This window comes from Xenorhabdus mauleonii, from assembly GCF_900113945.1.
In the GTDB taxonomy this organism is placed as follows: Bacteria; Pseudomonadota; Gammaproteobacteria; order Enterobacterales; family Enterobacteriaceae; genus Xenorhabdus; species Xenorhabdus mauleonii.
This window is the reverse complement of record NZ_FORG01000010.1, coordinates 130290-148716: the sequence shown is the minus strand read 5'-3', so window position 1 is coordinate 148716 and position 18427 is coordinate 130290. Positions and strand designations below refer to the sequence as shown.

General features: G+C 42.3%; 17 protein-coding genes and 1 tRNA gene. 3 read left to right on the top strand and 15 right to left on the bottom strand.

Annotated features, from left to right (window positions below; translation table 11 throughout):
- Positions 1–72 precede the first annotated feature (72 nt).
- A complete protein-coding gene (locus tag BM100_RS11685) occupies positions 73–813 on the bottom strand; it encodes an SDR family NAD(P)-dependent oxidoreductase (protein ID WP_092511116.1) in 741 nt (246 codons plus the stop codon).
- A 305-nt stretch (positions 814–1118) separates the two neighbouring features.
- On the opposite strand from BM100_RS11685, the gene BM100_RS11680 reads away from it, so the two are divergent.
- Together BM100_RS11680 and BM100_RS11675 are read left to right on the top strand one after the other, a co-directional pair.
- Positions 1119–2726, top strand: coding sequence for an AMP-binding protein (locus BM100_RS11680; protein WP_092511114.1), 1608 nt, complete (start codon positions 1119–1121; stop codon positions 2724–2726).
- A 631-nt stretch (positions 2727–3357) separates the two neighbouring features.
- A complete protein-coding gene (locus BM100_RS11675; protein WP_092511112.1) occupies positions 3358–3918 on the top strand; it encodes an AidA/PixA family protein in 561 nt (186 codons plus the stop codon).
- 117 nt (positions 3919–4035) lie between these two features.
- On the opposite strand, the gene cobT is transcribed toward BM100_RS11675, so the two are convergent.
- The 12 genes from cobT to xerD form a co-directional block, all read right to left on the bottom strand.
- A complete protein-coding gene (cobT, locus tag BM100_RS11670) occupies positions 4036–5130 on the bottom strand; it encodes a nicotinate-nucleotide--dimethylbenzimidazole phosphoribosyltransferase (RefSeq protein ID WP_092511110.1) in 1095 nt (364 codons plus the stop codon).
- Positions 5131–5140: 10 nt separating this feature from the next.
- On the bottom strand, positions 5141–5899 hold the full coding sequence (cobS, locus tag BM100_RS11665) for an adenosylcobinamide-GDP ribazoletransferase (RefSeq protein ID WP_092511108.1): 759 nt from the start codon (positions 5897–5899) through the stop codon (positions 5141–5143).
- Entirely contained in the window at positions 5896–6441 is a 546-nt protein-coding gene (gene cobU, locus BM100_RS11660; protein ID WP_169924651.1) for a bifunctional adenosylcobinamide kinase/adenosylcobinamide-phosphate guanylyltransferase, read from the bottom strand. The genes cobS and cobU overlap by 4 nt, the downstream gene beginning before the upstream one ends.
- An 82-nt stretch (positions 6442–6523) precedes the next feature.
- A complete protein-coding gene (locus BM100_RS11655) occupies positions 6524–8062 on the bottom strand; it encodes a cobyric acid synthase (RefSeq protein WP_099139502.1) in 1539 nt (512 codons plus the stop codon).
- 651 nt (positions 8063–8713) lie between these two features.
- Positions 8714–8977 (bottom strand): hypothetical protein, encoded by a 264-nt coding sequence (locus BM100_RS11650; RefSeq protein WP_139216953.1) that lies wholly within the window; start codon positions 8975–8977, stop codon positions 8714–8716.
- A 22-nt stretch (positions 8978–8999) separates the two neighbouring features.
- The gene (locus tag BM100_RS11645; protein WP_092511102.1) at positions 9000–10070 is read right to left on the bottom strand and encodes a hypothetical protein; all 1071 of its coding nucleotides are present in this window, start codon (positions 10068–10070) and stop codon (positions 9000–9002) included.
- A 206-nt stretch (positions 10071–10276) separates the two neighbouring features.
- A tRNA-Gly gene (locus tag BM100_RS11640) sits at positions 10277–10350 on the bottom strand.
- Between the two features lie 171 nt (positions 10351–10521).
- Positions 10522–12036: a lysine--tRNA ligase gene (gene lysS / locus BM100_RS11635; RefSeq protein WP_092511100.1), complete on the bottom strand. Its 1515-nt coding sequence runs from the start codon at positions 12034–12036 to the stop codon at positions 10522–10524.
- 9 nt (positions 12037–12045) lie between these two features.
- Positions 12046–13144 (bottom strand): peptide chain release factor 2 gene (prfB, locus tag BM100_RS11630; protein ID WP_099139503.1). Its coding sequence is split into 2 segments (ribosomal slippage): positions 12046–13068 and positions 13070–13144, totalling 1098 coding nucleotides; the frame shifts between segments, so codons are not numbered across the junction.
- Between the two features lie 201 nt (positions 13145–13345).
- Positions 13346–15085 (bottom strand): single-stranded-DNA-specific exonuclease RecJ, encoded by a 1740-nt coding sequence (recJ, locus tag BM100_RS11625; protein WP_092511098.1) that lies wholly within the window; start codon positions 15083–15085, stop codon positions 13346–13348.
- A gap of 120 nt (positions 15086–15205) precedes the next feature.
- Entirely contained in the window at positions 15206–15907 is a 702-nt protein-coding gene (gene dsbC, locus BM100_RS11620) for a bifunctional protein-disulfide isomerase/oxidoreductase DsbC (protein WP_092511096.1), read from the bottom strand.
- Between the two features lie 33 nt (positions 15908–15940).
- Entirely contained in the window at positions 15941–16900 is a 960-nt protein-coding gene (gene xerD / locus BM100_RS11615; protein WP_244590555.1) for a site-specific tyrosine recombinase XerD, read from the bottom strand.
- Between the two features lie 125 nt (positions 16901–17025).
- On the opposite strand from xerD, the gene fldB reads away from it, so the two are divergent.
- On the top strand, positions 17026–17544 hold the full coding sequence (gene fldB, locus BM100_RS11610; RefSeq protein WP_092511094.1) for a flavodoxin FldB: 519 nt from the start codon (positions 17026–17028) through the stop codon (positions 17542–17544).
- A gap of 65 nt (positions 17545–17609) precedes the next feature.
- Here the strand turns inward: fldB and BM100_RS11605 are convergent, their stop codons facing one another.
- Together BM100_RS11605 and sdhE are read right to left on the bottom strand one after the other, a co-directional pair.
- Entirely contained in the window at positions 17610–18053 is a 444-nt protein-coding gene (locus BM100_RS11605) for a protein YgfX (RefSeq protein ID WP_092511092.1), read from the bottom strand.
- Positions 18034–18300: an FAD assembly factor SdhE gene (gene sdhE, locus BM100_RS11600; RefSeq protein WP_092511090.1), complete on the bottom strand. Its 267-nt coding sequence runs from the start codon at positions 18298–18300 to the stop codon at positions 18034–18036. The genes BM100_RS11605 and sdhE overlap by 20 nt, the downstream gene beginning before the upstream one ends.
- Between the last annotated feature and the right edge of the window lie 127 nt (positions 18301–18427).

Here is an 18427-nt window from a genome sequence, read left to right as displayed (position 1 = left end):
CAATCGAGTAAGGGCCATGCTATGCCGACAATTCCGTTAGGATAATCTCATTAGGATAATTATGATGAAAAATCAGACCTCCGGCAAAATCTGCCCGCCATCAACAACAATTGTTTGCCCTGTAATATACTTAGCCTCATCGGAAGCCAGAAAACAGGCAGCATGACCAATATCTTCCGGTGTTCCCAAAGCTCGCATTGGTGTTGTCTCTTTAACATTATTCAGAAAATCATCCCCAAATGCCTGTAAACCTTCGGTCATGATCATCCCTGGCATCACAGCATTAATGGTAATGCCTTGCCCCGCGTATTCCAATGCGGCACTACGCATGAACCCCAATTGCCCGGCTTTGCTGGCACCATAATGGCTGTAGCCCGCAAGCCCTGTTATCTCCCCTGTTATTGATGAAGTGATAACAACTCGCCCATAGCGTTGCTGTTCCATAACGAGCAAGGCAGCCTGCACTAAGAAAAAGGTTCCCTTAAGATTAACTGAATGTACGAGCTCCCACTCTTCAGCCGTCATATCTTTAAGATAATGTTGTGGAAAAATACCCGCATTGGAGCAAAGAATATCGAGTCTGCCATATTTTTCGACAACCTTATCAATGGCATTTTTACATGCAGCCTGATCAGTGACATCAAGGGAAATAAAATCGACGTCCAGCTCTTTGGCAACCTGCTCTCCTTTGATTTTATCGGTACCGGCAATAATAGTTATCGCTCCAGCTTGCTTTAACACTTTAGCAATACCTTTGCCAATACCCTTGGTACCCCCTGAAATAAAAGCAATTTTTCCAGTCAAATTAAACATAGATGTTCCTTTATGTTAGTCGATAGTGTTTTTTCATTAGAAAAGAAAATAATTTTCACTATATTTTCAAGTGGTTAATTCAACAATATCAATAAATGAAAATAGCGTATCAGAAAAAATAAGCATAAAAGATACTTTGATAAGAACATGGAATAAAAAACATAGGTTGATTATTTAATATATCCCGTGTTTTTATTATGAAAAAAGATATTATTGCATTGATGAAAAATTGCCTATTATTATTTTAATCATTACTTCGAATATTAAAAACAGATTACTGTACATGACAGGACAAGGTAAGCAACATGACACTCAATAATTCATTTTTAAATGAGTATGATGGCACAGCATTATCACCGATTTTATTTCTCAAAAGAGCCATACTCAGTAATGGCGATGATGTTGCCATTATTGATGGAGAATACCGTTGGACTTGGCGTCAATACGCCTACCGCTGTGAAAGAATAGCGGTTTCACTACAACAAATGGGGGTTAACAAAGGCAATGTGGTGTCTGCCCTTTTACCCAACACCCATGAATTACTGGAATTGCATTTTGCTGTACCTTTAGCAGGAGGTATTCTCAATGCCTTAAGCACCCGAATAGATTCAGCAACATTAAATTTTATCTTGGAAAAACTCAGCCCCAATATATTTATTATTGATATGAGTTACATTTCACTGTTGGATAATGTTTATTTCAATAATCCAATTAAGATAATTTTTGTTGATGGAAATAATTTAAATACCCCAATATCTATCGCTGAAAATTTATTTTATCCCTATGAATCTTTGATAACTGAACACACATCAAAACCATTGTCGTTTGTTCCATTCGATGAGCAAGACGCAATAAGTATTAATTCAACTTCAGGCACCAGTGGTCAGCCCAAGTTGGTTGTTTATTCCCATCGGGGAGCATTCCTTAATGCAGTTTCCAATATTTTAGATTGGGATATGCCTAAACGCCCTACTTATTTATGGACATTACCCATGTTTCACTGCAATGGCTGGTGTTTTCCCTGGACAATTGCGGCTCGCGCCGGCACACATGTTTGCATAAGCAAATTTGATGCAGAAAAAGCGACCTTCCTTATACAAGAACATAATGTTACCCATTATTGTGGCGCTCCAATCGTTCATTATTCCATAGGCAGAACAGCACAAAAATATGGCATCCATTTTAATGGCCGTGTATCCGGTCTTATTGCAGGAGCCCCGCCAACGGAAATGATGTTTTCCCTGCTGGATACCGCAGGCATCACTGCAACACATGTTTATGGTTTAACCGAAACTTATGGGCCTGTTGTTGTTTGCGAAAATAAACCAGAGTGGGAAGATCTGCCAAAATCGGAAATGATCTTAAAAAAAATGCGACAAGGGATCGTCTCCAATTTACAAGGGCAAGTGAGTGTCATCGATGAAAACAGCGAAACAGAAGTTCCTTTTGATGGCAAAACAATTGGTGAAGTTGCGGTGCGAGGAAATATAGTCGCCTCTTACGATCCTGTACGCTATGTTTCATTAGAAACCACCAGCCAATGGTTTTATACCGGGGATTTAGCTGTTGTTGAACCCGATGGCTATATCAAAATCATCGACAGGAAAAAAGATATCATTATTTCTGGCGGAGAAAATATATCCAGCCTCGAATTAGAAAATGCCCTTTCCAGTTATCCTGGGATCACTGCCGTAGCGGTTGTAGCGAAGCCTGACGACTATTGGGGAGAAGTGCCTCATGCTTTTATTGAGCTTGACGAAAATGCATCTCTCACAGAACAAGAGCTAGATGATTATATTTGCACCATTGTCGCCCGATATAAACGGCCAAAAGGGTATACTTTTTTATTACTGCCCCGAAATGCTAATGGAAAAATAATGAAAGACCAATTAAGGAGCCGTGTCAAAAATTAAACTACTGAAAGAAAGTTAATAACAAAAAATAAACCGACATATATAAATCATCACCATTAATCCATGTAATCTCCAATCAAGAGATTACATGATATTGTTTTTCTATCCAAAAATATTAACCACAGCCATTTTTACGATATTTTCGCTTAAAAAACCACTCATTTCCTAGATACAGCAATAATGGAACGTTATATATTCCAGCTGATTATTTCACAATGAAATTCACGCTAATACTTTGTAATAAAATGCACAGTTAAAAAATGTAACCAAGATATTTATTACACTAAATTTTTCATGTAAAATACAAATTCAATGCAACTTGCCAGTAATCAACGAATTCCAAGATGAAGCGTTAAAACTATGTATATTTCATTCTTTATAACTATATAATTAGCCGACGAAATGAAATAATTAAAACTTAAATGATTGGTAAAAAATATTCTTTAAATACAATTTAAATTTCTTTTATCTTGATAAATTTACATATCGATGAAATTCTTTTTATGGTTTGGTTTTTATATTTTTTTGCTATTATTTAATCCGTAAGCAGCTTATCAAGTAAATGTGGGCCCAATATTATGTTTGTTGTGTATAGAATACGCTCATAACGTTAACTAATAAGGGTACTGTAATGAAAAACATCGATATTATGTTGGCTGTAAAAGCTGAAGACATCATGGCAGATTATGGTAAACTCAGCAAAGACCTCAACAAACCTGTTTTAATTCATCCATCCTTGCTGTATAAAAATTATATCCGCGTATTACCTGATGACGACAAAATTGTTTCTGTCGATGATGAGCTTAATCTTACGATTAAAGCTGATATAGGTGATTTAATTCGCTGGAGTGTAACAACATTAGACATTGGTTCACAATATTCTGCTTCTGTAGTCAATATTGCACCAATGAGAATGGTAAGAATGGATGATTTATCTCCTCTGATTTCTCCCCCTGTTGTAAACGACGTTATGAAATTTGTACCTACTGTTGATATGAGAAATATAACAAACGTCGATGTCCAGAGCATTAAAGATTATTTCTGGGTAGCTAAAGTTAATGATCTCCCAACTGTAGATAGAATGCGTATCATGTACTACACCTGTGTAGTCGGAGTTTATAGAGAAATGAATTTGTTGGGTTATATTGCTATAGAACCAGGTATTGTTCTGGATACCAGAATTATTTTATAATCTGCCATAAATTAATATCTAAATTAAATTTTATTCTAAGAGATCGCGTTATTCGCGATCTCTTGATATTTATTAATTCAAAATTAATTACGCCCGAATGAATTAAATGAAAATATATTAAGGTTGAAACGTTATGACAGGTAAGTTAATGCCACTACTTTCCAATTGTCCCATATGGCAATACATCGCACAGGCAGCATCGACCAGAGTCATTGCAATTGCAGCACCGCTGCCTTCTCCAAGGCGTAAATCCAAATACAGGTAAGGTTGCAGATTCAAATATTGTAACGCCAAGGCCGCACCTTTTTCGGCTGACATATGGGAAGGAATACAATAATCCCTGGCAATAGGTGATAAATGACACGCCGCCAATGCGGATGCATAAGATAAGAATCCATCAAGCACCACCGGTACACCCGCGGCCGCCGCTCCCAGAATGACACCTGTCATGCCGACTAAATCAAATCCCCCCACTTTTGCCAGAACATCAAGGGCATTTTTGCTATCCGGCTGATTAACCGCAATGGCTTGCCGTACAATAGATTGCTTGTGCACTAGCCATTCAGAAGGAAAATTAGCGCCTAATCCAACCACATCACATGGATCGCTTTCTGTCAGTATACTGATAACAGCCGCTGCCGCTGTTGTATTGGCAATACCTAATTCGCCTATGCCAAATACTGAAACTCCGGCTTCAATGCGCCGCTGCACCAATTGCGCACTTGCCAATAATAGTGTTTCGGCTTGCGTTTGCTCCATCGCAGCTTCCCGGGCAATATTGCCACTGCCTCGCGCTAGCTTGAGAGACAGTAAATTTTCTATCGGCTCACAATCAATCCCGATATCCACCGGCAAAACATGAGTTCCGCTATTTTTCGCCAGTACACAAACCCCGGTTAATCCTTTCAACATATTGCGTGCTTGTATAGCTGTAACATTTTTGGGTGAAATAGCCACTCCTTCGTCATAGACGCCGTGATCAGCACACATCACGATGATCTCTTTTTTCAAAGCACCTAAATTTTTGATCCCCACCATGCCGGATAATTGGATAGCCAGTGCTTCCAATCGCCCCAGACTTCCCAATGGCTTGACCAAACTGTCAATGTGCTGCGCCGCTTTCTCCATATTGACCCGATCCAGAGGCTGAATGGAATCAATCAGTGCATTTAGGGCAGTTAGTTTGAAGGGGTGAGGGTTGAATGCGGTCATATTGCCAATATCATTTCCAAATCATCACCAACAAAAAGACGACTTCTCCGACTTCAATCGCAGCACCCAATGTATCACCTGTTTGCCCACCAAGACGATAATGGAAATAGAAGCCCATACCATAAATCACAAGCAGCGTTACCATCATTGCAGATAGACCTTGCCAGTCTCCCAATATCATGACCAATACTGAGCCACCCAATAAAGTCAGCAAAGTAGCAGAAGAAGAAATCTGGCCAATGTAGCAACTTCCCATGCCCCCATTTTCACGGGCATAACGTTGGGCATACATTAAAAGCACAACCGTTGAACGCCCTACAATCGGCGCGCACGTCAGCAAAGCGAGCAAATACAGGGGAGGATGATAAGAAAGTTCAACAACAGCCAGAGCTTTAAGGAAAATACAGAAAATCAAGCCAATGCCGCCATAAGTTCCCAACCGGCTGTCACGCATGATTTCCAGCATTTTTTCTGGCTGACGGGCAGAAAAAATGCCATCGCAGGTATCCGCCAAACCATCTAAATGTAACCCTCCGGTCAACAAGGCCAATACCAGCACATAACCCATTGCGCCGATATACATTCCCCCGCCAAACTGGCTGATAGCCAGTGAGATTAAACCAGCCAAGCCTCCGATAACCAAGCCAATCAGCGGAAAACAGGGAACGCCACGCCAATATTGGGAGAATTCAGCGCCTTCTGCCCATTTTTGGGGAACAGGGAACCGTGTCATGAATTGCACTGTGGCCCAAAAGAGATTCAGTCTCATTTAATCTTCACTCCAATGCCTGAAACCATCAACCAGACCTCTTTAGCTTCCCGTGCCAATTTTTGATTGGCACGCCCCGCGATATCAACAAAATGACGCGCTAACCGATTATCCGGCACAATGCCCATGCCTAACTCATTGGTGACCAGATATACAGGCATCAGGCATTGCAAACTTGCATCAATCAAATCATCTATCTGACGGTGAACCTGCACCTCCAACGCGGAAAAATCAAGCTCATCTGGTGGAGCGCCTTCCGATAAGTCAAACATCAGATTAGCGATTAATGTTGTAACACACTCAAGTATAACGCCTTCTTGTGATTTCCGGTGCTGACGGATAACCGTGCCCAAATTTTGATGGCCTTCCCAAGTTCGCCAATGTGCCGGACGCTCTTTTTTATGCCGGTCAATACGGGCAGCCATTTCTTCATCTGTAACCTGTGCCGTAGCGATATACAGTACCTGCTCACACTGTTCAGTAATGAGGCTTTCCGCATAGGAACTCTTCCCGCTGCGCGCACCACCAGTTACCAAAATCATAATATAGCTCCACCTGAAATTTCATTTTCCATAGCACCATCACATAGTGCATGCTTTTTTCTCAACAACAGGTGCTCATGCATTAAACTTGCACATTATGCTCACATATTATTCGATATATTCGATCAATATCCAGCGCCTCACGCATGCTGTCAGCCAATATATTGAACTGTTTCTCCTTGTGCTGGGCATAATTAAAAACTTCGTTTTCCAGAGGAGCATATCCCTTGCGCATGCGAAGCTGATTTAACAGTGGGCGTGTAAAAGAATTTTGGTCAAAAAGGCCATGCAGATAGCTTCCCATGACTGAACCATCAGGAGTAACAGCACCATCAAACCAAATTTTTTCCTCACCATTGTGCAAATGCATTCTGGCAAAGGGAGTTACCTGTTTGCCTAACTGTGTGACTCCCATATGAATTTCATAGCCAGCGATTGGTTGTTCGCCACATAAATTCAGAATGCCCGATGAAGGCAATACAGTCCCCCTGACCTGCGCTGTTTGTTTGACACTGGCAAAGAGGGTTTCGGCATCCAATAATCCCAGACCTGACATTTGCTCCAAATCGGATTCCACTTTATCCACGATCTGTTTTCCCAACATCTGGTAGCCACCACAGATCCCGATAATCGGCACACCTTCTCGATGGGCACGGATAATCGCTTCATCTATTCCCTGAATTTTTAACCATGCCAGATCTCCCAAAGTGTTTTTACTGCCAGGGAGGATAATCAAATCCGCCCCCTGAATTTCTACGGCTTCGGAAACATAACTCAGATGCACATCAGGTTGAGTAGCCAACACACTAAAGTCCGTGAAATTGGCGATATGAGGATATTGAATAACGACAATATTTAGGTGATCCTCTGTTTTTGGACGTTGTTGATCGTATTTGCCCACTTGCAAGGCGACGCTATCCTCATCTTCCAGATCGAGCTCCAACCACGGCAATACCCCCAAGATCGGCACTTGCGTCAACGCTTCGATCTGATCAATGCCAGATTGTAACAATGCCAAATCCCCACGGAATTTATTGATGATCACACCCTTGATGCGAGCCCTTTCTTCAGGAGCAAGCAGAGCCAGCGTGCCATAAATAGAAGCAAATACACCGCCACGATCAATATCTGCGACCAAGATCACGGGAGTATCCACTAATTCCGCTAAGCCCATATTGACGATATCGCGATCACGCAGATTGATTTCTGCCGGACTGCCTGCACCTTCCAAAACCATAATATCTGTTTCTGCAGCAAGACTGTTATATGCAGCTAAAATTTGCTGAAGCAATTGAGGCTTATATTCGTGATATTCCATCGCATTCATGCTGCGCATGACCTTTCCCATAAAAATCACTTGTGCCCTGAGATCGCTGGTGGGTTTCAACAACACAGGATTCATCCGCACATCCGGTGCAATACCTGCGGCTTCCGCCTGAAATATCTGTGCCCTTCCCATCTCTTTACCATCGGCGGTAATACCAGAATTAAGGGCCATATTCTGTGACTTGAAAGGCGTACAACGATATCCATCCTGCGAAAAAAGCCGGCAAAAACCCGCAACCAGCACACTTTTCCCCACATCAGACGCGGTTCCCTGAATCATCAACGATAGTGCCATTACTCCGCTCTCCTTTGGTTCATATGGATTTGATTTATAGACACAGGCTTCACGCAAAGTAGTGAAAATCACCCGTGCAGTTTTACACAAAGGTAAGCCAGCTTCACTGTGGACTTTGATTAATACCTCAATTCTTATTCTCCCTTTCAAGCCACGGGAGTTTTATACGCGTCGTACTTCAAGGTGCATGTATCATCATCCCGCGACGCGGGATGATGATACGTTGCTTCCTGAAACTTGGAGTTAATAGGGTATATAGTCGTTACAGCCATATAACCATCATGTGATAGTGGGTGAATCAGTTCAGATTAGCGGATTTTTCGAATTTCGAAATGAAGAGTTCTTATTTAGGACAGCCCCTTTCTTAATTTATTTTCAAACTTATCAAGTTCGTGAGAAACCGGGTATTTTCAACCTTTAAAATAGATGTATTGATGAAAAAATGGTTCTAAATCCATTTTTATTTTCCCTTTTCATTACGGTGTTACACTTAATATATTATATCCAATACTTATTTATTTTAATTTACAGTTAAAATAAATAACCAAGACACGAAATATATAATTACTGATATCTCACATGTCCTATTAAATAATAACCACCAAGATTGAAAGCACTTCCTTTCAACCTTGGTTATAATTATTTCATTTATTATCTGGCAATCACAACCTTCCCATCAATAATGGACAGATATGGGTCATATGTATAAATATACTCAGTTCCATTCTTATCCATTATTATAGGAGAGCGGCCGAAATTCCCTTTTTCTAAACGAAATAGCCGCCCTTCTTTATACTTGACTAATTTGTAATCTTGCCATTTAGGAAATAGTCTTGGGGTATATATCTTGCTATCAGTCAATCTTTCAAAATTCATTGAATCAAAAAATATTCTGGGATTGCTATTATCAGCCATTGCCCATTCATCCCATGCAGGTTTACTTTTTTTTCCATAATTTATCGAGATCCTTATGTGCAAGAACATTAATAATTTCTTGATAGAAATTTTTAATTGCAGGGAGGTCATTTTCTGTCACCGGACGCGCTTTCGTCCACATCCAGTCGGGTAATCCATTCAGGCTAAATGATTTTCTTGCCTTGTAAAAGCCTTTATCACCAGGTGTGGTTGCCATCCCCGTGAATGCAAACTCTGATCCTGTCCTTCCTATTTGATTGAGTGACTCTGATGTTAAGGTATTGCCCTCCTTATCGACTGTCAATTTGACATGACTGATTATTTCCTCGTCACCGAAAGCGGATACTTTTTTTAATGTGGTTTCACACCGGGCGTTGGGATCAAATTTATTTGATTTTTCAGATGTTCTATCCTTAAAAAGTAATTCTATGGTATTCGTACCATTCTCCAGAAAAGCAGTTGCATTTAGACCACCGGATTGAACACCATGTTCACCTTTTTTCACTTTTTCTTCATAGAGTTCCCCTACTTCACGAAGTATAGAAACAGAGGTATTGATTTTCAAAAATGTTGCTACTATTTGGATAACATCAAGTTTTAATGATAACCCGAACAGAGGGGAAGCCGAAACTCTGCCACCAAATTTTCGGTATAATTTAAAATCATCATTATGAGAAAGTTCATAATTACCATTGATTTTAATTTCAGGATAGATAACTTCCAGTTTCAGAATTTTGAATTTATCATGGGAATGACCTACGGTGAGGAAATTCGTGAATTTATCAATATTTTGTTTGAGCGAGTCAATGTATTTTAAGGTGTTTTTACTTTTCTTAATCTCCTTTTCTAAAAAGGTTTTTTTCCATGTTTGACTGGCTTCTCCTTTTTGAGTTTTAATTGATCCTTCAATAGAATAAGTATTCCTGACTTCATAAAGTGTCGTATTATTACGCCAGCCTCTGTATCCTCTTTGCCCTAAACCTAGTTCTCTATTCGCTTTACGTTGCTGATTTTTTCTTTGTTGGTCTGTAAATTTATCTACATCTTTATCAGCACTAAACGTCAGATCAACTTCTATCTTTTCCTTAGTCACCAAATAAACATTTGAATTAAGAACCGTTTTTTGACCACGTTTATGATAAGACCGTAACTAACCGATTTTAAGATCAAATATACCATTACTGAATCGGATTAAATGGCTTTATGGCAAGTTCATCATGGGGGAAAAATGCATAAGAAATTCTATATAACAAATTGTATAGACTTATAGAGAATGACAGGTTTCGTAAGATATTTACTTGGAGCGAGTGAAGGGAATCGAACCCTCGTATAGAGCTTGGGAAGCTCTCGTTCTACCATTGAACTACACTCGCATCAATGAAGTGATGCAGTCAAATATATACCTCTTACCGCAACTCAGCAAGTGGTAGTTTATTGATATTTTTCTATATTTCAGTCTGTTATTTGATCTTTTTTAATACATGTAAAAAACGCCTTATCCGGTTCAACGAATAAGGCGTTTAAATTATTTTAATCAAAAATGATTATTTGTTCGGGCGCATCGCCGGGAACAGGATAACGTCGCGGATGGTATGGCTGTTAGTGAACAACATCACCATACGGTCGATACCAATACCCAAACCTGCTGTTGGCGGCAGGCCGTGTTCCAACGCTGTGATGTAGTCTTCATCGTAGAACATAGCTTCGTCATCGCCTTCGTCTTTCTGGCGGACTTGCTCTGCAAAACGCTCTGCCTGATCTTCCGCGTCGTTCAGCTCCGAGAAACCGTTACCAATTTCGCGGCCACCGATGAAGAATTCAAAACGGTCAGTAATGAATGGGTTGTCATCGTTGCGACGAGCCAACGGAGAAACTTCTGCCGGATATTCGGTAATGAATGTCGGCTGGATCAGGTGACTTTCTGCGGTTTCTTCAAAGATTTCACACTGAACGCGACCCAATCCCCAACCTTTTTCAACCTCAATTCCCAGAGATTCAGCGATAGAAGTTGCTTTCTCCATATCATCCAGATCCGCCATGTTGGTTTCTGGACGATATTTGCAGATCGCTTCTTTCATGCTCATTTTGGTAAAAGGTTTACCGAAATCGAATTCTTGTTCACCGTATTGTACCAGTGTCGTGCCCAGAACTTCTTGAGTCAGGGTACGGAACAGATCTTCGGTCAGAACAATCAGATCTTGGTAGTCCGCGTAAGCCATGTAGAGTTCCATCATGGTGAACTCTGGGTTGTGACGCGGAGAAATACCCTCGTTACGGAAGTTACGGTTGATTTCGAAAACGCGCTCAAAACCGCCTACAACCAGACGTTTCAGGTACAGTTCCGGTGCAATACGCAGGTACATGTCGATGTCTAGCGCATTGTGGTGCGTGATGAATGGACGCGCACTTGCACCACCTGGAATCGCCTGCATCATTGGCGTTTCAACTTCCATGAAGTCTTTCTTAGTCATGAAGTTACGCAATGCAGACATCACGCGGGAACGGATCTGGAATGCATTGCGAGATTCATCATTCGAGATCAGATCCAAATAACGCTGACGATAGCGAGTTTCTTGATCCGCCAAGCCGTGGAATTTATCCGGCAGTGGTCGTAATGCCTTGGTCAGCAGACGCAATTCAGTACAGTGGATGGAAAGTTCACCCGTTTGAGTTTTGAACAGCTTACCACGCGCGCCTAAAATGTCACCCAAGTCCCATTTCTTGAACTGAGTGTTGTAAATGCCTTCCGGCAAATCATCACGAGAAACGTAAATCTGAATACGGCCGCCCATGTCTTGCAAGGTGGCGAAAGATGCCTTGCCCATGATACGGCGTGTCATCATGCGACCAGCAACGGTCACTTCGATGCCCAGCTCTTCCAGTTCTTCCTTAGTTTTGTCATCGTATTTCGCATGCAAATCTTCGGAGATGTTTTCGCGACGGAAATCATTTGGGAAAGCAATGCCATTGTCGCGCAGGGCAGACAATTTTTCGCGGCGGGTTTTCAGTTCGTTATTTAAATCAGGAGCCTGTTCAGCCCCCTGCTGTTGTTGTGACATTTTAGTTCCTCATAGGCCAGCTTTTAGGCTTGCTTCAATGAATTTGTCCAAATCTCCATCCAGCACTGATTGCGTATTGCGGGTTTCAACACCAGTACGCAAATCTTTAATGCGGGAATCATCTAAAACGTAAGAGCGAATTTGACTGCCCCAGCCAATGTCAGATTTGTTTTCTTCCATTGCTTGTTTATCAGCATTCTTTTTCTGCATTTCCAGTTCATACAGTTTTGCTTTCAACTGTTTCATCGCCTGGTCTTTGTTTTTATGCTGAGAGCGGTCTGTCTGACATTGGGTGACAACGCCAGTCGGTACGTGGGTGATACGTACAGCGGATTCAGTTTTGTTGACGTGCTGACCACCAGCACCTGATGCACGGTATACATCGATACGCAAATCTGCCGGATTGATTTCGATATCAATATCATCATCCACTTCCGGATAAATAAAGGCAGAGCTGAATGATGTATGGCGGCGACCACCTGAATCAAATGGACTTTTACGTACCAAGCGATGAACGCCCGTTTCTGTACGTAACCAGCCATAAGCATATTCACCGATGATTTTGATGGTTGCGGATTTCAGGCCAGCAACGTCACCATCAGATTCTTCAATGATTTCGGTCTTGAAGCCTTTGGATTCGGCCCAACGCAAATACATGCGCATCAACATGCTGGCCCAATCCTGTGCTTCTGTACCGCCAGAACCCGCTTGAAGATCAAGGTAGCAGTTTGCGCTATCATATTCACCAGAGAACATGCGGCGGAATTCTAACTGAGCCAGTTTTTCTTCCAACTGTTTCAATTCGTCAACGGCTTCATTGAAGGTTTCTTCGTCATCCGCTTCAATTGCCAGTTCCAACAGCCCATTCACGTCTTCCAAGCCTTGATCAAGCTGATCAATCGTTTCTACGATGCTTTCCAGAGATGAACGCTCTTTACCCAACGCCTGTGCCCGATCCGGTTCATTCCAGACATCAGGCTGTTCCAGTTCAGCATTAACTTCTTCTAAGCGTTCTTTCTTGGCATCATAGTCAAAGATACCCCCTCAGAACTGCTGTCCGCTCAGACAGGTCCTGAATGTGGTTTTTTACCGGATTAATTTCAAACATATTTAGTGTCTTATACGTTGTGTATTATGAATAAATGATGGTCGCATGCATATTTTCGAACCGTGCATTGTAACGGATCTGTCAACGTGTTTATAGCATTTCTGAGATTTGCCATACAATCTTTACCACGCGACCATTTATTACTAAGATCAATTTATTACAAAGATCAGTGAGTCAAAGATCAATGCTGCAAAGAAAAGATTAATGAGCCAAAGGCCAAATGTGTTGGATCAAAAGCTGAACATCACGGTTGCCACGAAATTCATTAATATCCAATTTATAGGCCAGTTCCACGGTTTTAACGCTATTATCCGGCCACCGTTTCACATCAATATTGAATGCAATGCCATCCAGCATTGGGCCGCCATTTAATGGTTCGAGCATTACCTTGAGGTGATTTTCGCCGACAATGCGTTGTTGCAGTATTTTGAATTTGCCGTCAAAAACCGGCTCGGCAAATGCTTGCCCCCATGGGCCGCCATCACGCAGGATTTCAGCGATTTCCAGCGACAATTCCCCTAACGCCAGCTCACCATCACTCCAGACAACACCTTCAAGTTGTGCAACATCCAGCCATTCTGCTACCAGATCGGAAAAATAGCGCTGGAATAGATCAAATTTGTCCGGCTCAATGGATAATCCTGCCGCCATTGCATGACCGCCAAATTTCAGCATCAGCCCTGGATGCAGGGTATCAAGACGTTCAAGAGCATCACGCATATGCAAGCCATTTATAGAACGACCGGATCCTTTTAAAGTGCCATCTCCCGCGGGAGCAAAAGCGATCACCGGACGATGGAAACGCTCTTTTATCCGTGAAGCCAGAATCCCTACCACACCTTGATGCCATTCGGGATGATAAATCGCCAAGCCGTAAGGTAATTGAGTATGATTTCGTTCAATGTTGTCACAAATCAGCAGGGCTTCTTGCTGCATACCTTGCTCGATTTCCCGCCGAGTCTGGTTCAAGCCATCCAATTCACAGGCTATTTGGCGGGCTTGTACTATGTCGTCGGTCAGTAATAAGGCAACCCCGACGGACATATCATCCAGGCGCCCTGCGGCGTTTAATCGTGGCCCCAATGCAAAACCTAAATCGCTGGCAGCTAATTTTGTGGCTTCCCGTTTGGAAACTTCAAGCAATGCCCGTATTCCCGCACAACAACGCCCTGCCCGAATGCGATTCAATCCTTGATACACAAAAATACGGTTGTTGGTATCAAGGGGAACAACGTCAGCCACCGTGCCCAATGCGACTAAATCCAGCAGCTCTGCCAGATTGGGAAGCGGCATGCCTTGTTGTTCAAACCATGCTGCTTTGCGCAACTCAGCCCTGAGCGCAGACATCAGATAAAATGCGACGCCAACCCCCGCCAATGCCTTGGATGGAAAGGTACAATCAACCAAGTTCGGATTGATGATGGCATCTGCGGCTGGCAACGTTTCCCCCGGCAAGTGATGGTCAGTGACAATCACTTTAATGCCGTGTTGATGTGCGGCGGTTACACCCTCATGAGATGAGATCCCGTTATCCACGGTGATTATCAGGTCCGCACCTTTTTTGACAACTTCATTGACAACCTGAACACTCAATCCATAACCGTCTTCAAAGCGGTTTGGAACCAAATAATCGAGGTTGCGATAACCCATTGCCCGTAAAGCGCGCATGCACAATGCCGTACTGGTTGCGCCATCAGCATCAAAATCGCCAACAATGACGATGCGCCAATGTTCATGCAATGCTGTTATCAACAGGGAAATAGACTGTTCTATGCCATTAAGTGACTGGTAACTGAGCAACCCCTTTGCACTGCGTTCGAGTTCATCGGCCTGACGCACACCACGCATCGCGTATAACCGACGCAGCAACGGGTGGATTGTGTTGGGAAGTTCGCTGAGATCCGCCACTGGTCGGCGGCGGAGTTGTGTTTCTCTATTCACAGGTAGTTATTCACTGATAATTTTTTTACTGATAGCTTTTCATTGATAACGTTGCATTGACAGCTTTTAACAGGCTGGTTTTTTACAAATCGTTATTCATTGAATGAGAGCCATTATTGGTTATTCGCCATGTTGTTCCAATCCGGCCAACAAATCTTTTGGCGATAAATAACCACCAATCAGACTGCCATCTTGCAGGATAATTGCAGGCGTACCTTGAACACCAAACTTCAAGCCCAGTTCATATTGTTTTTCGATATCAACTTTGCAGCTTTTGATTGGAGAAACTTTTTCACCTTTAAATACAGCATCCAGTGACTTGTTTGGTTTAGCGCTGCACCAAATAGATTGCATGTCTTTAGCGGATTGATGTTGCAGGCCATGACGAGGGAATGCCAAATAACGAACAGTAATTCCCAAATCGTTATATTCCTGCATGCTGTTATGCAATTTTTGGCAGTAACCGCAAGTAATATCAGTAAAAACAGTAATAACATGTTTTTCTTTTGGTGCCTTGTAGATAATCATCTGATTTTTCAAGGCATCTAATTTTTTAACCAAAATCTGATTACTGATATTTTTCGGGACGCTGCCGCTAATATCATAGAGTGCTCCCTGCAACAGATAATTACCATCATTAGACATATATACAATGCCATGACTGGTTAAAACGGTGCTAATGCCGGGAAGTTTCGAAGGGGCAATGCTTTCTGCTTTAAGCCCCATTTTAGACAATGATTTGTTGATTGTACTTTCATCAGCAAAGCTATTGCTGGCAAAGGCTGTCAACATCAAGGAAAGGTAAAATACAATCTTCTTCATTTTTTGTTCCTATATTTGCATCCTTCTACACAGTTACCCGCGAGGATGATGTCGTTGATGCAGCACCTTAAGACGTTCGGTCGCTACATGAGTGTATATCTGAGTTGTGGATAGGTCACTATGACCCAGTAACATCTGTACAACACGCAAGTCTGCACCATGATTAAGTAAATGTGTCGCAAAAGCATGGCGCAAAACATGGGGAGACAAGCGTTCAGAATCAATTCCCGCCAATATGGCATAATGTTTTATCCGATGCCAGAACGTCTGCCGTGTCATCTGCGTTCCCCGTTTACTGGGGAAAAAAACATCAGATACCCCGCCATTCAATAACCAGGGACGCCCATATTCCAGATATTTTTCCAGCCAGTAAATGGCTTCTTCTCCTAGCGGAACCAATCTTTCTTTATTTCCTTTGCCGATTATCCTGATAACGCCCTGACGCAAACCCACATCTGATAAGGTTAGACCAACTAATTCTGAAACCCGCAATCCACAAGCATAAAGCATTTCAAGCATTGCCTTATCCCGCAATTCAATCGGATTTTCTGTCAAAGGTGTGTTGAGTAAATCCTCAACTTGCTTTTCACTTAAATCCTTGGGTAGCCGTTTAGGTAATTTAGGTGCCGACAATAATGCGGTTGGATCATCTTCGCGTATTTTTTCCCGATACAGGTATTGAAATAATCGCCGCATTGCACTCAATAGCCGAGCAGAGCTACTGGCTTTATAACCGCCGTCTACCCGCTCTGCCAAAAATGATTGTAGTTCTATAGGCTGTACAGAAAGTAAGTTGTGCCCATAATTCACCAGCCAATTATTCAAGGCTTGTAAGTCAAGTCGATAAGAAATCAGGGTGTTTTCAGCCAGATCCTTTTCTAGCCAGATAGTGTCCAAAAATTGTTCTATCAGGGGATCGGCTAACGGGGATGTTTCCAGTGAGCGGTTTTCTGCTTGATCGTATTTTTCGGGTTGATCGTGTTTTTTTGGCATTGCCCCTCCATTCTATTTGCACCCTATCTGTCTACGCCTTCCTATCGGCTCGGCTATTATGCCTGAAAAAGCAATTCTTCTGTTACAATACCGCCCTGACGTTCAAAATTTCCTGATGAATAATGATGAAAATTGGTCTCTTTTACGGCTCCAGCACTTGCTACACAGAAATGGTAGCAGAAAAAATACGCGATATACTCGGTGAAGATCTAGTCGATTTGCATGATGTCAAAGATTGCGATCCGCAATTGATGGAAGAGTATTCTGTCCTCATTCTCGGTATCCCTACTTGGGATTTTGGTGAGTTACAGGAAGATTGGCTGGCAATTTGGGATAACCTTCCATCATTGGATCTGGCAGGAAAGATAGTTGCCATGTACGGCATGGGCGATCAAATCGATTATGGTGAGTGGTTCTTGGATGCGCTGGGAATGCTCTATCATCATCTATTGCCAACAGGTGTGCAATTTATTGGATTCTGGCCAACAGAGGGTTATGAATTCACCAGCCCTAAGCCACTGTCTGAAGATGGTAAGCAATTTGTCGGATTGGCACTGGATGATGTCAACCAGTTCGAACAAACCGATGAGCGCTTAGGCGAATGGTGCGTACAAATTTTATCTGAAATGGAATCTCTGTTTTAACCTGCCTTGATCTGAGCCTTGGCCTGATAAATGGCGAGCCCCAATTTAACGATATATCAGATTAGCTATGTATCAGGATATTGGCGCATAAGCTGATTCAAATGGCGCCATGCTTCTGGTGACATGCTATCAAATGCCAGCCATAACCGGGCTGGCGGCTGGTCACCTGTATTATCCACATCACCAAATGCATCAAGGACAACAACCATCCCGTAATGGCAAAACCATGGCGGTTGGTTAATGCTCCATGCGGCCTTTTGCCAGTGAACTTTATTGTCTTTGAACAGTACCAGCCTTCCTTGGCACCGATGGATACTTTTCTGGCTCCTTATCCAGCTCATCATGATGACGGCAAGCAATATGATGATAACAAACGATGGAAGCCAGAAATAAACGTCGCTAATCGGCCACGGTGCCAATAAAGCCGCCAATGCAACCCCGCCATGAACGCAACTGGAAAACAGGCGGGTGTGGCGGGATATGGTTAATTCATTGTTCCACAGGACCACGGGCTTGGTTTCTGCTTTGGATTAACTTCACCATATGGAAAAGTTCGTCATCTTCAGGACGCCCATGATTCATAATCCAGTTGAAGAGATCAGGGTCTGGACATTCTAACAAACGAACGAAAATTCGTTTTTCGTCATCATTCAATGAATCATATTCATATTCAAAAAATGGCATGATAGAAATATCCAATTCCCGCATGCCACGACGACATGCCCAATGAATACGCGCTTTGTTTTCAATATCCATGTTTAAACTGCCTCTTTATCATTTTCATCAGGCTGGATTATCAACGATCCTAACTCGTTTTTCATCATCTGCTACGATTGAATGACTGGATATATCGACAAGTTGCGAAGTCACTCGCAACAACCCG

What these genes read in the sequence shown, in the direction of transcription:
- BM100_RS11655 (WP_099139502.1), bottom strand. Translation starts at nt 8,062, where the DNA reads ATGGCACTATCGTTGATGATTCAGGGAACCGCGTCTGATGTGGGGAAA.
- lysS (WP_092511100.1), bottom strand. Translation starts at nt 12,036, where the DNA reads ATGTCACAACAACAGCAGGGGGCTGAACAGGCTCCTGATTTAAATAAC.
- BM100_RS11675 (WP_092511112.1), top strand. Translation starts at nt 3,358, where the DNA reads ATGAAAAACATCGATATTATGTTGGCTGTAAAAGCTGAAGACATCATG.
- dsbC (WP_092511096.1), bottom strand. Translation starts at nt 15,907, where the DNA reads ATGAAGAAGATTGTATTTTACCTTTCCTTGATGTTGACAGCCTTTGCC.
- cobT (WP_092511110.1), bottom strand. Translation starts at nt 5,130, where the DNA reads ATGACCGCATTCAACCCTCACCCCTTCAAACTAACTGCCCTAAATGCA.
- BM100_RS11650 (WP_139216953.1), bottom strand. Translation starts at nt 8,977, where the DNA reads ATGGCTGATAATAGCAATCCCAGAATATTTTTTGATTCAATGAATTTT.
- cobU (WP_169924651.1), bottom strand. Translation starts at nt 6,441, where the DNA reads ATGATTTTGGTAACTGGTGGTGCGCGCAGCGGGAAGAGTTCCTATGCG.
- cobS (WP_092511108.1), bottom strand. Translation starts at nt 5,899, where the DNA reads ATGAGACTGAATCTCTTTTGGGCCACAGTGCAATTCATGACACGGTTC.
- BM100_RS11680 (WP_092511114.1), top strand. Translation starts at nt 1,119, where the DNA reads ATGACACTCAATAATTCATTTTTAAATGAGTATGATGGCACAGCATTA.
- xerD (WP_244590555.1), bottom strand. Translation starts at nt 16,900, where the DNA reads ATGCCAAAAAAACACGATCAACCCGAAAAATACGATCAAGCAGAAAAC.
- fldB (WP_092511094.1), top strand. Translation starts at nt 17,026, where the DNA reads ATGAAAATTGGTCTCTTTTACGGCTCCAGCACTTGCTACACAGAAATG.
- BM100_RS11685 (WP_092511116.1), bottom strand. Translation starts at nt 813, where the DNA reads ATGTTTAATTTGACTGGAAAAATTGCTTTTATTTCAGGGGGTACCAAG.
- sdhE (WP_092511090.1), bottom strand. Translation starts at nt 18,300, where the DNA reads ATGGATATTGAAAACAAAGCGCGTATTCATTGGGCATGTCGTCGTGGC.